Below are 13,820 nucleotides of genomic sequence, written 5' to 3' on the forward strand. Positions count from 1 at the left end.
CTGATGGACATGCGGTGGGCGTCCCGCGCTGTGCGGGACGCCCACGGTGGTACTCGTCGCGGCTACCAGCCGCTGTTGCCCGGACCGCGTACGAACGTGTAGCCGGTCAGGTTGTTCAGGCCGCCGGAGGCTGCTCCGGTGACCGTCACGTAGTTCGCCGTGGCGTTGCCCGCGGCGTTGGCCTCGATGGCGTAGCCGCCGGCGCCGGTGACCGCGATGTGGTCAAGGGTGAGGTTGGTGATCGTCTTCTGGTAGCTGAGCAGGATCGCCTGGTAGGTGCTGTCGACGACGGTGAGGTCCTTGACCAGCACCGGGGCGGTGATGTCGGCGGTGTCGGCGTAGATCCAGAGGGCTCCCAGCTGGGAGCCCCAGTTGGGTTCGAACCCCCCGGTGCGGCTCAGCGTGTTGCGCTGCACCGAGGTGGTGCCGCTGAACGGCACGGGGGAGAAACGGGTGCTGATCGCGATGCCGGAGGAGCCGGTGACCGTGTCCGACAGCAGGTTGTCCTCGACCCGGTTGCCGGTGCCGCCGTAGATGCCGACGGTGTTGGCCAGCAGCGGCAGGGACACGGTGTTGAAGGTGAAGGCGCTGTTCGTGACGGGGGAGCCCTGGGAGAACATGGCCAGTCCGTCGTCCCCGGTGTTGCGCACGGCGCTCTGGTCGAACCGGGTGTTCCTGACGTTTGCGTGGATGTTGACGCCGTCGGCGAAGGTGTCGCGGATCCGCACACCGGCGACGTACAGGCCGTCGGTCCCGGAGTCGATCCACATGCCGACCTTGACGTGTTCCATCCAGACGTTGTGCACCAGCGATCCGGAGCCGAAGTTTCCCTCGATGCCGGTGTCGAAGTTGGCGTCGTCGCGGTAGCGCACGTCACCGGCGATGGTCAGGTCGGCGACCTGGACACCGGAACCGGTGGCGAAGAAGCCGCCCTTGCCGGCGGTGCCGCGGACGGTGGTGTACCACTGACCGGCCCCGCGCACGCTGACGCCCGCGAGGTTGACGCGCGCGTTGATGATGAACGTTCCGGCCGGGATCCACACGCCTCTGCCCTGGGCGCGTGCCGCCGCGACGGCGTTGTTGATCGCGGCGGTGTCGTCGCCGGAGTCATTGGCGACCGCGCCGTAGCCGGTGATCGACAGGTGGTCGGCGGGAGCGGCGAGCGCGGGGGCGACCTGCTCGGTGTCGACGAGGTCGATCACGTAGTAGGCGGCTGTGGAGGAGGCGTCCTTCTGCAGCTTCAGCACGGTGCCCGCGGGCTGGGTGGGGAACTGGGCGCGCACCTCGTCGAAGAAGTGGTGCGGCTTGCCGCCCGCGGGGTCGTTGCCGTAGGGATACTCGCCGTAGACCCAGCTGTAGGTCGAGGAGAGGGACAGATCCTGCAGTTTCGCGCCACCCGCGTACAGCGCGAGCGGGGCGGTGATGCCGGTTCCGGCCGCGTTGTCGGGGATGGAGTAGCGCACGACGATCGAGTTGGCGGGCTTGGTCAGGGTGAACTGGACATACTTGCCGGTGGCGTCGAGGCGTACGGCACGGCGGCCCGACGCTTCGGAGGCGACGGTGAGATAGGTGCGGTCGGGGCCGACGGGGGTGGCGTTGGTCGAGCCGTTCTCCGCCTCGTACTCGGTGTAGGGCACGGTGGCGCCGCGGGCGTTCAGCGTGAGGTCGCCGGCGACGCTCAGGCCGTCGAGGGCGACGCCGCCGGTGTCGCCGGCGTCGTACTGGTAGCCGATCAGGTTGAGACCGGCGCGCAGCGACAGCGTCTGGGAGGCCGTGAGCCAGCCGCTGCCCGCGGGCAACGTGATCTGGCCGGTCCTGAGGCCGTTGACGTAGGTGCTCAGGGTCTTCGCGCCGCCGGTGGTGTTGCTGTAGCGCAGCGACGTGACGGCGTTGCCCGCGGCGGCCACGTTGACCGTGCGGATGGCGCGGGCGCCCACGGCGGTGAAGCCGCTCGCGTACCCGGTGCCGCTGAAGCCGCCGATCGAGGTGGCGACGGCGGCGCCGCCCGACAGGAAACCGGTCTCCATCTGGTAGGGCAGACCGACGGGATCGGTGGGGGGATCGGTGGGCGGGTCGGTCGGGGTGCTCGCGCCGGTGACGGCGATGTTGTCGAGGTTGACGTTGCCCAGGTCGGTGGTGTCGAAGCGGTAGGCGATGGTGTTGGAGCCCGCCCGAAGGGTGAGGGTCTCGGCCTTGGTCCCCCAGGTGTTCCAGTCGCCGGGGGAGGGGAGGGTGGTCTGCTGGACCTTGACGCCGTTGACGTAGATCGACAGGGACATGGTCGCGCCGGTGCCGTTGGCGTAACGCGCCGTGACCGTGGCCGCGCCCGTGCCTGTGACCGTGACGGTGAAGGTGGTGGCGGCGTTGCCCTTGTTGGCGTCGGTGTAGCCGCCGACGAATCCGCCGCCGGTGTAGCCGGGGTGCTCGGTGCTTGTGGACGTGCCGCCGGACAGCGCCGCCGACTCCGCCTCGTAGGTGCCCGCGGGCGGGGCGGTCACGTCGCCCACCGTGAGGCTGTCGAGGTTGACGTTGCCCAGGTCGGTGGTGTCGAAGCGGTAGGCGACGGTGTTGGAGCCCGCTCGCAGGGTGAGGGTCTCGGCCTTGGTCCCCCAGGTGTTCCAGTCACCGGCGGCGGGGAGAGTGGTCTGGCGGATCTTGGCGCCGTTGACGTAGATCGACAGGGACATGGTCGCGCCGGTGCCGTTGGCGTAGCGCAGGGAGAGGGTACGGGAGCCGGCGGGGGTGGCGTTCACCGTGAAGGCGGTGGCCGCGTTGCCCTTGTTGGCGTCGGTGTAGCCGCCGACGAATCCACTGCCGGTGTAACCGGTGTGGTCGGTGCCGACGGCCGCGCCGCCGGACAGTGCCGCCGACTCCGCCTGGTAGGTGGTGGTGGCCGCGATCGCCGGAGGGGCGGCCACGATCATGGCGCCCACCAGGGAGAGGGCGAGGGTGAGTAAGAGCGTGCGAGCTTTTCCGCGCATGGCGAGATGGACTCCTTGACTGGGTGGGGGGTGAGCGTGGCTGGAGTCGGAGAGGGAGCGCGGCCCGGCTGGAGAAGGCGGGGACGGACTCGGTCGAAGCGGGGGGTGGTCGCCGGGCGGCTCAGCCCTTGAGCGCGCCGGCGGAGAGGCCGTTGAGGATGCCGCGCTGGAAGATCATGAAAATGATGATCATGGGGAGGCTGGCGATGGCCAGGCCCGCGAACATCTCGTTCTGGGTCACGTAGCCGGTGAAGGAGAGCCTGCTCAGGGCCACGCTGATGGTCTGCGCCTCCGGATCCCGCAGCACCAGCAGCGGCCAGAGGAAGTCCTTCCACGCCCCGACGACCGCGAAGATCGACACCACGGAGAGGACCGGACGGGAGAGCGGCAGCACGACGCTCCACAGCGTCCGGAACCGTCCCGCCCCGTCGATGCTGGCCGCGTCGATCAGCTCGCCGGGGATCTGGTCGAAGAACCTCTTGAGCACGTAGATGTTGAACGCGTTGGCCGCGCCGGGGAGCCAGAGTGCCCAGGGCGTGTTGAGCAGGTTCACATGGAAGATCGGCACGTCGACGACAGTGAGGTAGCTGGGGACCAGCAGCGCCGCGGCCGGAAGCATCAGGCTGGCCAGCATCATGCCCAGCACCAGCTTGCCCAGGATCGGGCGCAGCTTGGACAGGGCGTAGGCGGCGGCGACGTCGACGACCAGCTGGATGAGCCAGCCTCCGACGGTGTAGAAGGCGGTGTTGAGGAGGAACCTGCCGATCTCCAGCTTCGTCCAGGCCTCGGCGTAGGTCTCCGGATGCCAGGTCTGCGGGATCAGCGTGGGGGTGGGCTGGGCCAGCTCGACGGGAGTCTTCACCGCGCCGGTGACCATCCAGTAGAGCGGGAAGATGAAGATCAGTGCGAACAGCACCGCCATCGTGACCAGGATGACCCGGTAGACGAGCCTTCCCCGCCCGCGGTTGAGGTCGGCGTCGGAGATCAGCGTGCGGGTGGCGGCCGTCCGCACGCCGGGGGGTCGGCGGCGTGCCGTACGGGGGGAGACGGCGGGCGGGGTGGGAACGGGAGCCTGGCCGCGGGCCGGGCTGGGGGTGGTGACGGTCATCGGGCCCTCCTCAGTCGGCGTTGCGGGTCAGCCGCAGGTAGACGGCGGAGAACGCGGCGAGCACCACGAACAGCAGCACGCTCATCGCGGCGGCGAGCCCGAAGTCGTTGTTGACGGTGAACGCGTACCGGTAGATCAGCACCATCACGGTGATGGTCTCCTCGTTGGTGGTGCCGGTGAGCTGGTACGGCTCGATGAAGACCTGCATCGTCGCGACGATCTGCAGGAGCAGCAGAGCCAGGAGCACGAACCGCATCTGCGGCAGCGTCACGTACCGCACGCGCTGCCACACGCTCGCGCCGTCAAGCTCGGCCGCCTCGTACAGCTCGCTGGGAATGGTGGACAGCCCGGCCAGATACATGATCGTGGCGCCGCCCATGTTCGACCAGGTCGACACCAGCACCAGCGAGATCATCGCCATCCGGGGCGACTGGGTCCAGTCGGAGGTGGGCAGGTGCAGGGCTCCCAGCACGGAGTTGAACAGGCCCGAGCCGGGATCGTAGAAGTACTGCCACAGCAGGACGCTGACGATGGGCGGCAGCATCACCGGAAGGTAGACCGCGATGCGGAAGTAGCCCTTGAGGTGCCGGAACTCGTTGATCACGATGGCGACCACGAACGGCACCGCATAGCCGAACACCAGTGCCAGCCCGGTGAACTCCAGCGTGTTGCGCCAGGCGGTGAAGAACAGCGGATCGGCGAACAGGGCGCGGAAGTTGTCCAGGCCCACCCAGTACGGCGGGACAACCAGGTTGTCCTGCTGGAAACTGAGGATGACGCCCTTGACCAGCGGATACCAGGAGAACAGGGCGAAACTGGCGAGGCCGGCCGCGAGGAACAGGTAGGCCTGGAGATTGTCGCCGATCCTGCGGCGCAGTCGGTTCGGCCCGCGGTGGGCGCGGCTCGCGGTGATGACCGCCATCAGATCTCTTCTTTCTTCCGAACGTGCGTTTCCGGACCGCCGGGGACCAGCCGCCGGGAGCCCGGAAACCACCTCACTTGACCGACGACAGGATCTGGTTGACCTGCTTCTCCGCGTCGGTGAGCAGCTCGCCGATGTCGGCGTTCGGGTCGGTCAGGACCTTCTGCATCACCGGGTCGAGCGCGGCGTAGACCTGCTGAGCGTTCGGCGGCTCCAGCTTCAACGGGATCGCGGCGGTGGCGGCGGCGAAGGGGGCGAAGTTCTCCGACGGGAGGTTGGCGTACTTCTTGGTCGCGTCGAGCAGCTTCTGCTCCGACGCGCCGGTCCACACGTTGGGCTCGGGCAGGCCGACCGGCAGGCCCTTGGCCGCGGCCTTCTCGTTGTCGGGCCCGATGCGGTCGGGGTTCTTCTTGAACGTCAGCCAGGTCAGACCGGCCTTGATCTTCTCCGGGCTCAGGCCGGCCTTGAACATGTAGCCGGAGCCGCCGCCCAGCGTGCCCTGGCCGTCGGGGATGGGGCCCAGGCCGTAGTCGGCGAAGGTGCCCTTGAACTGGTTGACGATGTTGGACATGTCGCCGGTCGAGCCGACGTAGAGGCCCAGCTTGTCGGTGGCCATCAGCTTGATCAGGTCGTCGTACTCCAGGAGCTGGCGCTTGCCCATGGTGTTGTCGGTGAAGCGCATGTCCTTGAGCTGCTGGAGAACCTGCCTGCCCTTGTCGTTGTTGAAGGCGGCCTTCCAGGTGTCGCCCTCCTTGACGGCGACGTCGCCGCCGATGGAGTAGACCTCGGCGGTGAAGTGCCAGCCCCCGGTGTTGGACTTGCTGTAGTCGCCGTAACCGACGATGTCCTTGCCGAGCGCGCTGATCTTCTTGGCGTGCTCGCGGACCTCGGCCCACGTGGCCGGGGGTTTGTTCACGTCGAGCCCGGCCTGCTTGTACAGCTTCCGGTTGTAGATCAGGCCGAGAGAGTAGTTCTCGTCGGGGAGGCCGTAGATCTTGCCGCCGGTGTCGGAGAACACCTTCATCAGGCCGGGCTTGTAGTCCTTGGTCACCGGGAAGTCGGCGAGCTGGGCGCTGACGTCGGAGACCTGCCGCTTGGCGATCAGGTTCTGCGCGTCGGTGAGATAGACATAGAAGACGTCCTCAAGCTGGCCGCCGGCGAGCTTGGCGGAGAACGTCTGAGGGTCCATGAGACCCTCCTTGGCGTCGATCTTGATGTTCGGGTACTTCGCCTCGAACGCCTTGACGTCGGCCTCGAAGTGCGCCCGGTTGAACTCGTCGGTCGCCGCCGGCAGGCCGTTGACCGTGATGGTCACCGGCCCGCCGGCCACGGGCTCGCTCTCCTGGCCGCCTCCGCACGCTGCCGTGGCCATGGTCACGCCGGCGGCGAGCGCCAGCCCGAGTGCCTTGCCGAGCTTGGCTCGGTTCATCAGATGCGATCCCTTCGTGTACGAACACACCTGGATCCGGGCAGCCCGCATCGCCGGCGGAACGTGAGTGCCGCCGTCTGTTAAGGGGTGGTTGCCGACATGTCGCGTCGAGGTTTCGAGCGCCGAGGTGTAGCCAGAACGGTAAAACCATCGAGGCTAGAAGTCCATGGGTCAACGCAAAAAACTGATAAGACCGACAGAAGAGAGTGCGTGAAGCTGCAATTTGCCGACAATGGGGGTTCGGCGTGGCCGGCCAGCGGCGATTCCCCTTACCGGCACATGCCCGTCGAGCCACGCACGATCAGCTCCGGATCGAATAACACCTCGTCAACGGGCACGGCACGGCCATCGATCTGCGACATCAGCGACGCGACCGCCGCGGTGCTCATCGCCTGGATCGGCTGGCGTACGGTCGTCAGCGGCGGATCCGTCACGTTCATCAGGCTGGAGTCGTCGAATCCCACCACCGACAGATCGCCCGGAACGCTCAGTCCCTGCTTGCGCGCGGTCCGGATCGCGCCCAGCGCCAGGGCGTCGCTGGCGCAGATCAGGGCGGTGACCCCCTCTTTCAGCAGGCGCGTCGCCGCGGTGCCTCCGCCCTCCATCGAAAAGATCGTGTGGGCGACGCGTCCTCGCCATTCCCGGTCGCCCCGAGCCTGCGCATAAGCCGCGTACGCTGCGAGTTTGCGGACCGAGGGCACGTGTCCCACGGGTCCGAGAACCAGTCCGATCCGCTCGTGTCCCAGTGCCGTCAGGTGGTCCAGCGCCTGGTCAACGGCGACACGGTCGTCCACGCAGACCCGCGGCACGTCGAGGTTCTCGTCCGCCGCGTTGATCAGGACGATCGGCAGCCGGCGTTCGCGCAGCGTACGAGAGTGTTCGGGACCGGCGTCGGCGTAACTGCTGCCGATGAAGACGATGCCGCCGACCTGCTGGGCCAGCAGCATCTCGATGTACTGTGCCTCGGACACCCCATCGGCTGTGCGCGTGCACAGAACCGGCAGCAGATTACGTCTGATCAGCGCCGACACCACCAGCTCCGCGAAGGCGGGGAAGATGGGATTCTGCAGGTCAGGCAGGACCAGGCCGATGAGCGGGCCTCGCTCGTTGCGCAACTTGGTCGGGCGTTCATACCCGAACACGTCGAGGGCCGTCAGCACCGAATCCTTGGTCGCCTGGGCGATGCCGGGCTTGTCATGCAGCACACGGCTCACCGTCGCGACGCTGACTCCGGCGAACTTGGCTACATCTGAAAGTCGTCTGGACACATCGCTACGTTACAACAGTTGGCGCAAAAATGAAGATCGACTGCGCAAGAAACTGACAACAGGTAAACCTCGCCATGCCGCCTCCGTTGTCCGCCGGGATGCCGGGATGCCGGGATGCCGGGACATCGGGATGCCGGGACATCGGGGCATTGAGGCGCCGGGGTGCCGGGGTGCCGGGGCACGGAAACGTCGAGACGCCGGCGTGGTGCTTCAGCGGTGGTCGCATCCCGGACGGAGGTGTCCCGGTTTGAGGATGATCCAGGCCGCGCTCCCCACCCCCGCGGTGAACGAGAGCGCCTATACGGCGGAGATCATCCGCGTCGGCATCGGCTCGGTCGAAGACGGGACTCGTCCGTGAGGTCGCCTGACCGGATCGCGGTCATGGACGAAGGAGAGCCCGATCGGGTCGCGGTCATGGACGAAGGAGGGTCCGACCGGGTCGTGATCATGGGCGAAGGAGAGTCCGACCGGATCGCGGTCATGGGCGAAGGAGAGATCGTCGAAGCGGCATCGCCCGCCCAGGTTTTCACCGCCCCGCGGCACGAACGCGGTCTCGCCGATCCGGAATCTCGTTCACGGGTTCGGCGCCGCCGTGCCGGAGCCGTCGGCCGGCGTCCTGACGCACGACCGCGGGCCGTCCTTCTCCCTCGGCTCCGACTCTCCGAGCGGCCTCGCATCGGGCAGGCGACCCGCGCGCACCCTGATGCCCGTCATGGTCACCGAGGGTGATCGACTGGCCTGGGTCACCGTCGCGATGAGAGGCAAGGCGCGGCCGCGGATCCACACCCGACCCGCGCGGCGGCGGAGCCACCGTCGTGACGGTGCGGTGAGCGCCGCAATGGTGTGGCGGGGGCGGTGAGTTTTTCTGCGATCCACTGGATCGGCCGGGCCGGACGCGGCCGATCCCGACGGATCACGAAAACAGGCCCGAGGGGTACGGCCGAGAGCGCCACTCCGTTGCACCTTTGATTCCGGTTTGGTGACGCGCGTCCGTGCCCTCCTGGACCGAAACGAGCCCTGACAGGGACTGTCATCGTCGCCGGACGCCGACGACGACTCACGCCACATGCGGGGACACGATCCGTTTCCATTCGCGCGATCCGGAGGGCCGGAAACTTTACAGCGGCCGGAAAAGCCATAACGGCTTCAGGCCGTTGCGCCGTAACAAGTCGAGCTTCTCGGGCCGTTGACGTGGCCGTAGCACGTATGTAACCTTTGGCCAAAGCAATGCAAAATTCTTGCAATGATCTATGTAGTTTCTTTCTATTCTCCGCAACTTCTGGCAGGAGTGCGCCGTAGTCGTGCGCCTGTCTCGCCCATCCACGGAGAGGCCCAGGTGATGGCGGTTTCGGCGTTGCGCGGCCGGTCGCCGCCCTGGTGGCCGCGGTTGCAGCACTGATTGTTCCCGCTTTGACGCGATCGGCAGGCCGTCACCCGGCCGAGATCACGACAGGCGATGTCAAGGTGGCAGCCGAACCGGGCCAAGGCGCCTGAAGTCGCCGTCACAGGCAGTTACAGGAGCGGTCCCGGACGCCGCCGTTCAGCGCCGTCCGAAATTCGACGTTCACGAACATCACCGGTTCCGCCGGTCACCTTCCAGCCCGGCGCGACACGGCGACCAGAACGCTCTCAGCGGCAAACGGAGCGAGGCCTGCGATGACCCTGACCGGATACACCGGTCGGCCCGCCTGCCGGACACCCAGAGCTCGAGGCCCACACCTCGTGAGCAAGGCAGTACCCGTCGGTAATCGAGTGCATCCCGCGGCGGAGGTAGCAGCCTCCCCGCCACCCCCTGTCGTTACAGACGAGAGTTAGAAGAAACGATGAGAAAGAAGTACGTAACAGCGTTACGGCTGATCGCGGCGACGGTCGCGACCAGCATGCTCGCGCTTGCCGGGTCGATCTCCCCGGCCGCGGCGGCCGGCCCCAACCTGGCGTCGGGTAAGACGGCCACGGTCAGTGGCGTCAGTGACGTCTACGGGGCCGGCAACCTCAACGACGGCAACGCCAACACCTACTGGGAGAGCACCAACAACGCCTTCCCGCAATGGGCCCAGATCGACCTCGGAACCGCCACCAGCGTCAACCAGGTCATTCTGAAGCTGCCGCCGGCGACGGCCTGGGCGACCAGGACGCAGACCCTGTCGGTGCTGACCGGCACGACCAATCCGCCCGCGACCACCACCGTTCCGTCGGCGGGGTATGCCTTCAACCCGGCGAGCGGTAACACGGTGACGATCAACTTCACCGCGACCAGCGCCCGGTACGTGCGGATCAACGTCACCGGCAACACCGGCTGGCCGGCCGCCCAGATCTCCGAGTTCGAGGTCTACGGCACGAGCGCCCCCGTCGACTCGACGGCGCCGTCCGCGCCGTCGAACCTGGCCTACACCCAGCCGGCCAGCGGTCAGATCCGGCTGACCTGGAGCGCCTCCACCGACAACACCGCGGTGACCGGGTATGACGTCTACGCCAACGGCGCGCTGCGCGGCAGTGTGGCGGGCAACGTGCTGACCTACACCGACACCCAGCCGGGCACCGCGACCGTGGCCTACTACGTGCGGGCCAAGGACGCCGCGGGCAACGCCTCGGGCAACAGCAACACGGTGACCCGCACCGGCACGCCGGGCGGGGACACCCAGAACCCGTCCGCGCCGTCGAATCTGGCCTACACCCAGCCGGCCAGCGGTCAGATCCGGCTGACCTGGAGTGCCTCCACCGACAACACCGCGGTGACCGGGTATGACGTCTACGCCAACAACGCGCTGCGCGGCAGCGTGGGCGCCGGCGTGCTGACCTACACCGACACCCAGCCCGACAGCGCCACGGTGGCCTACTTCGTGCGGGCGAAAGATGCCGCGGGCAACGTCTCGGCCAACAGCAACACGGTGACCCGTACCGGCACCGGTACCGGCGGTAGCAACCTGGCCATCGGCAAGACGCTGGTCGCGTCGTCGTCGATCTTCACCTTCGTGCCCGCGAACGCCAACGACAACAACGCGGCGACCTACTGGGAGGGCAACGGCCAGCCCAGCACGATCACCGCGCCGCTGGGCTCGAACGCCTCCGTCAGCTCGATCGTGCTGAAGCTGAACCCCGACAGCTCGTGGGGCACCCGTACGCAGACCATCCAGGTCCTGGGCCGCGAGCAGAGCGCCACCGGCTACACCAACCTGGTGTCGGCGACGCCCTATGTCTTCAACCCCGCCTCCGGCAACACCGTGACCATCCCGGTCAGCGCCACGGTCGCCGACGTCCAGCTCAGGTTCACCACGAACACCGGCGCACCCGGTGGTCAGATCGCGGAGTTCCAGGTCATCGGCGTCCCCGCCCCGAACCCCGACCTCACGATCACCAGCCTGACGTCGGCCCCCGCGTCCCCGATCGAGACCGACTCCATCACGCTGTCGGCCGCGGTCAGGAACCTCGGGACGGCTGCCTCCGGCGCGACCAACGTCAACTTCTACCTCGGCACCACCAAGGTCGGCACCGCCACGGTCGGCGCGCTGGCGGCCGGAGCGACCGTCACCGTCTCCGCCAACATCGGCCCGCGTGACGCGGCCACCTACCCGCTGAGCGCCAAGGTCGACGAGGCCAACAGCGTCATCGAGCAGAGCGAGTCCAACAACACCTTCACGAGCCCGTCCTCGCTCGTCGTCAGGCCCGTCGACAGCTCGGACCTCGTCCCGGTGACCAGCTGGACGCCGAGCAACCCGGCGACCGGCAACGTCGTCACCTTCTCCGTGCCGATCAGGAACCAGGGCAACGTGGCCTCCGCGGGCGGCGCCCACTCCATCACCCTGACGGTCGCCAACGAGGCGGGCACCGTCCTCCGTACGCTGACCGGCTCCTACACCGGCGCGATCGCCGCCGGCGCCACCACGGCCCCGGTCAACCTGGGCACGTGGACGGCCGCCAACGGCAAGTACACCGTCAAGACCGTGCTGGCCGACGACGCCAACGAGCTGCCGGTGAAGCGGACGAACAACACCAGCACGCAGTCGTTCTTCGTCGGACGCGGCGCCAACATGCCCTACGACATGTATGAGGCCGAGGACGCCGTCGTCGGCGGCGGCGCGGCCGTCGTCGGCCCGAGCCGGGACGTCGGCACCCTGGCGGGTGAGGCGTCCGGCCGCAAGGCGGTGACGCTGAACTCCAACGGCAGCTTCGTCGAGTTCACCACCAAGGCCAGCACGAACACCCTCGTCACCCGGTTCTCCATCCCGGACGCCGCGGGCGGCGACGGAATCAACTCCTCGCTCAACATCTACGTCAACGGCACCTTCCTCAAGGCCATCGACCTGACCTCGAAGTACGCGTGGCTGTACGGCAACGAGACGGGCCCGGGCAACTCGCCGGGCGCGGGCGGGGCGCGTCACATCTACGACGAGGCCAGCGTCATGCTCGGGACGACCGTCCCGGCAGGCAGCAAGATCAAGCTGCAGAAGGACCCTGCCAACACGACGACGTACGGGATCGACTTCATCAACCTCGAGCAGGTGTCGCCGATCGCGAACCCCGACCCCGCCAAGTACGCGGTTCCCACCGGCTTCGCCCACCAGGACGTGCAGAACGCCCTGGACCGGGTCCGGATGGACACCACGGGCAACCTGGTCGGCGTCTACCTGCCGCCGGGCACCTACCAGACGGCGAGCAAGTTCCAGGTGTACGGCAAGGCCGTCAAGGTGGTCGGCGCCGGCCCCTGGTACACCCAGTTCCAGGCCCCGTCGACGCAGTCCAACACCGACATCGGCTTCCGGGCGGAGGGATCGGCGGGAGGCTCCTCGTTCTCGAACTTCGCCTACTTCGGTAACTACACCTCACGTATCGACGGTCCGGGCAAGGTCTTCGACTTCGCCAACGTCGCCGACATCGTGATCGACAACATCTGGAACGAGCACATGGTCTGCCTGTACTGGGGCCTGAACACCGACCGGGTGACGATCAAGAACTCCAGGATCCGCAACATGTTCGCCGACGGCATCAACATGACGAACGGCAGCACGGACAACCACGTCGTCAACAACGAGGCCCGCGCCACGGGCGACGACAGCTTCGCGCTGTTCTCGGCCATCGACGGCGGTGGATCCGACATGCGGGGCAACGTCTACGAGAACCTGACCTCGATCCTGACCTGGCGCGCCGCCGGTGTCGCGGTCTACGGCGGGTACGACAACGTGTTCAGGAACATCTACATCGCGGACACGCTGGTCTACTCCGGCATCACGATCAGCTCGCTCGACTTCGGCTACCCGATGAACGGCTTCGGCGCCAGCCCGCCCACGAGGTTCGAGAACATCTCGATCGTCCGTGCGGGCGGACACTTCTGGGGCTCGCAGACCTTCCCGGCGATCTGGGTCTTCTCCGCCTCGAAGGTGTTCCAGGGCATCCGCGTCAGCGACGTGGACATCGTGGACCCGACCTACAGCGGCATCATGTTCCAGACGAACTACGTGGGAGGCCAGCCGCAGTTCCCGGTGAAGGACACGATCTTCACGAACGTCTCCATCTCGGGCGCGCAGAAGAGCGGCGACGCCTTCGACGCCAAGTCCGGGTTCGGCATCTGGGTCAACGAGATGCCGGAGGCCGGTCAGGGTCCGGCGGTCGGTTCGGTGACGTTCAACAACCTGAGGCTGACCAACAACGCCACGAACATCAAGAACACGACCTCGACCTTCACCATCATCAACAACCCGTAAGAAAAACCAGAATCGATAACCCGTAAGAAAACCAGAACCAGTCGACAGCGCCGATAACGCCGATAAGTCGGTGATGTCGACGACAGGGTGCCGCCGGAGGTCCGACCTCCGGCGGCATCTCTGTGTCCGGGGCGACGTGATCCGCCGTCGCCGGTTCGGCCCCACGGCCGGAGCCGGCACTCGTCCAGACCTGGGCACCGGCTGTCTACGCGTTACGGGCGGTACGCGATGGAGATGATGATTTACTCGGGTCTGCGCAACGCGGATGGGCGGTTGCTGCGCGGTGTGTCCGAGAGGACGGGAGGGTTCCGACGTCCTGGCGCTCCCGGAGACTTCGCCGGGGGGCACCCGCCACCGTCCCACCGGCCCCCGTCCCCACTGCCCGTACGGGAGGCCGGACGTCCGCGAGGTGA

General features: G+C 67.4%; 6 protein-coding genes and 1 pseudogene. 2 read left to right on the forward strand and 5 right to left on the reverse strand.

The window, feature by feature from the left end:
* Positions 1-62: 62 nt before the first annotated feature.
* The 5 genes from DKM19_RS13995 to DKM19_RS14015 all read right to left on the reverse strand — a co-directional run bounded on the left by DKM19_RS13995 (position 63) and on the right by DKM19_RS14015 (position 7,708).
* Positions 63-2,981, reverse strand: a complete 2,919-nt coding sequence (locus tag DKM19_RS13995) for a CBM35 domain-containing protein (RefSeq protein WP_110696070.1) — start codon at positions 2,979-2,981, stop codon at positions 63-65.
* Positions 2,982-3,102: 121 nt separating this feature from the next.
* Positions 3,103-4,089 (reverse strand): carbohydrate ABC transporter permease, encoded by a 987-nt coding sequence (locus tag DKM19_RS14000; protein WP_110696071.1) that lies wholly within the window; start codon positions 4,087-4,089, stop codon positions 3,103-3,105.
* Positions 4,090-4,099: 10 nt separating this feature from the next.
* Positions 4,100-5,011: a carbohydrate ABC transporter permease gene (locus DKM19_RS14005; RefSeq protein WP_110696072.1), complete on the reverse strand. Its 912-nt coding sequence runs from the start codon at positions 5,009-5,011 to the stop codon at positions 4,100-4,102.
* Positions 5,012-5,084: 73 nt separating this feature from the next.
* Entirely contained in the window at positions 5,085-6,440 is a 1,356-nt protein-coding gene (locus DKM19_RS14010) for an ABC transporter substrate-binding protein (protein WP_110696073.1), read from the reverse strand.
* A 269-nt stretch (positions 6,441-6,709) separates the two neighbouring features.
* Positions 6,710-7,708 (reverse strand): LacI family DNA-binding transcriptional regulator, encoded by a 999-nt coding sequence (locus tag DKM19_RS14015; protein ID WP_110696074.1) that lies wholly within the window; start codon positions 7,706-7,708, stop codon positions 6,710-6,712.
* A 556-nt stretch (positions 7,709-8,264) separates the two neighbouring features.
* Here DKM19_RS14015 and DKM19_RS52935 point away from each other — a divergent pair.
* Positions 8,265-8,567, forward strand: a pseudogene (locus tag DKM19_RS52935) (hypothetical protein); the annotation flags it as partial.
* A 964-nt stretch (positions 8,568-9,531) separates the two neighbouring features.
* On the forward strand, positions 9,532-13,407 hold the full coding sequence (locus DKM19_RS14030) for a CARDB domain-containing protein (protein ID WP_204358792.1): 3,876 nt from the start codon (positions 9,532-9,534) through the stop codon (positions 13,405-13,407).
* Positions 13,408-13,820 lie beyond the last annotated feature (413 nt).

The sequence above is a fragment of the Streptosporangium sp. 'caverna' genome, from assembly GCF_003203775.1.
Lineage (GTDB): Bacteria > Actinomycetota > Actinomycetes > Streptosporangiales > Streptosporangiaceae > Streptosporangium > Streptosporangium subroseum.

What these genes read in the sequence shown, in the direction of transcription:
- DKM19_RS14005 (WP_110696072.1), bottom strand. Translation starts at nt 5,011, where the DNA reads ATGGCGGTCATCACCGCGAGCCGCGCCCACCGCGGGCCGAACCGACTG.
- DKM19_RS14030 (WP_204358792.1), top strand. Translation starts at nt 9,532, where the DNA reads ATGAGAAAGAAGTACGTAACAGCGTTACGGCTGATCGCGGCGACGGTC.
- DKM19_RS14000 (WP_110696071.1), bottom strand. Translation starts at nt 4,089, where the DNA reads ATGACCGTCACCACCCCCAGCCCGGCCCGCGGCCAGGCTCCCGTTCCC.
- DKM19_RS14010 (WP_110696073.1), bottom strand. Translation starts at nt 6,440, where the DNA reads ATGAACCGAGCCAAGCTCGGCAAGGCACTCGGGCTGGCGCTCGCCGCC.
- DKM19_RS13995 (WP_110696070.1), bottom strand. Translation starts at nt 2,981, where the DNA reads ATGCGCGGAAAAGCTCGCACGCTCTTACTCACCCTCGCCCTCTCCCTG.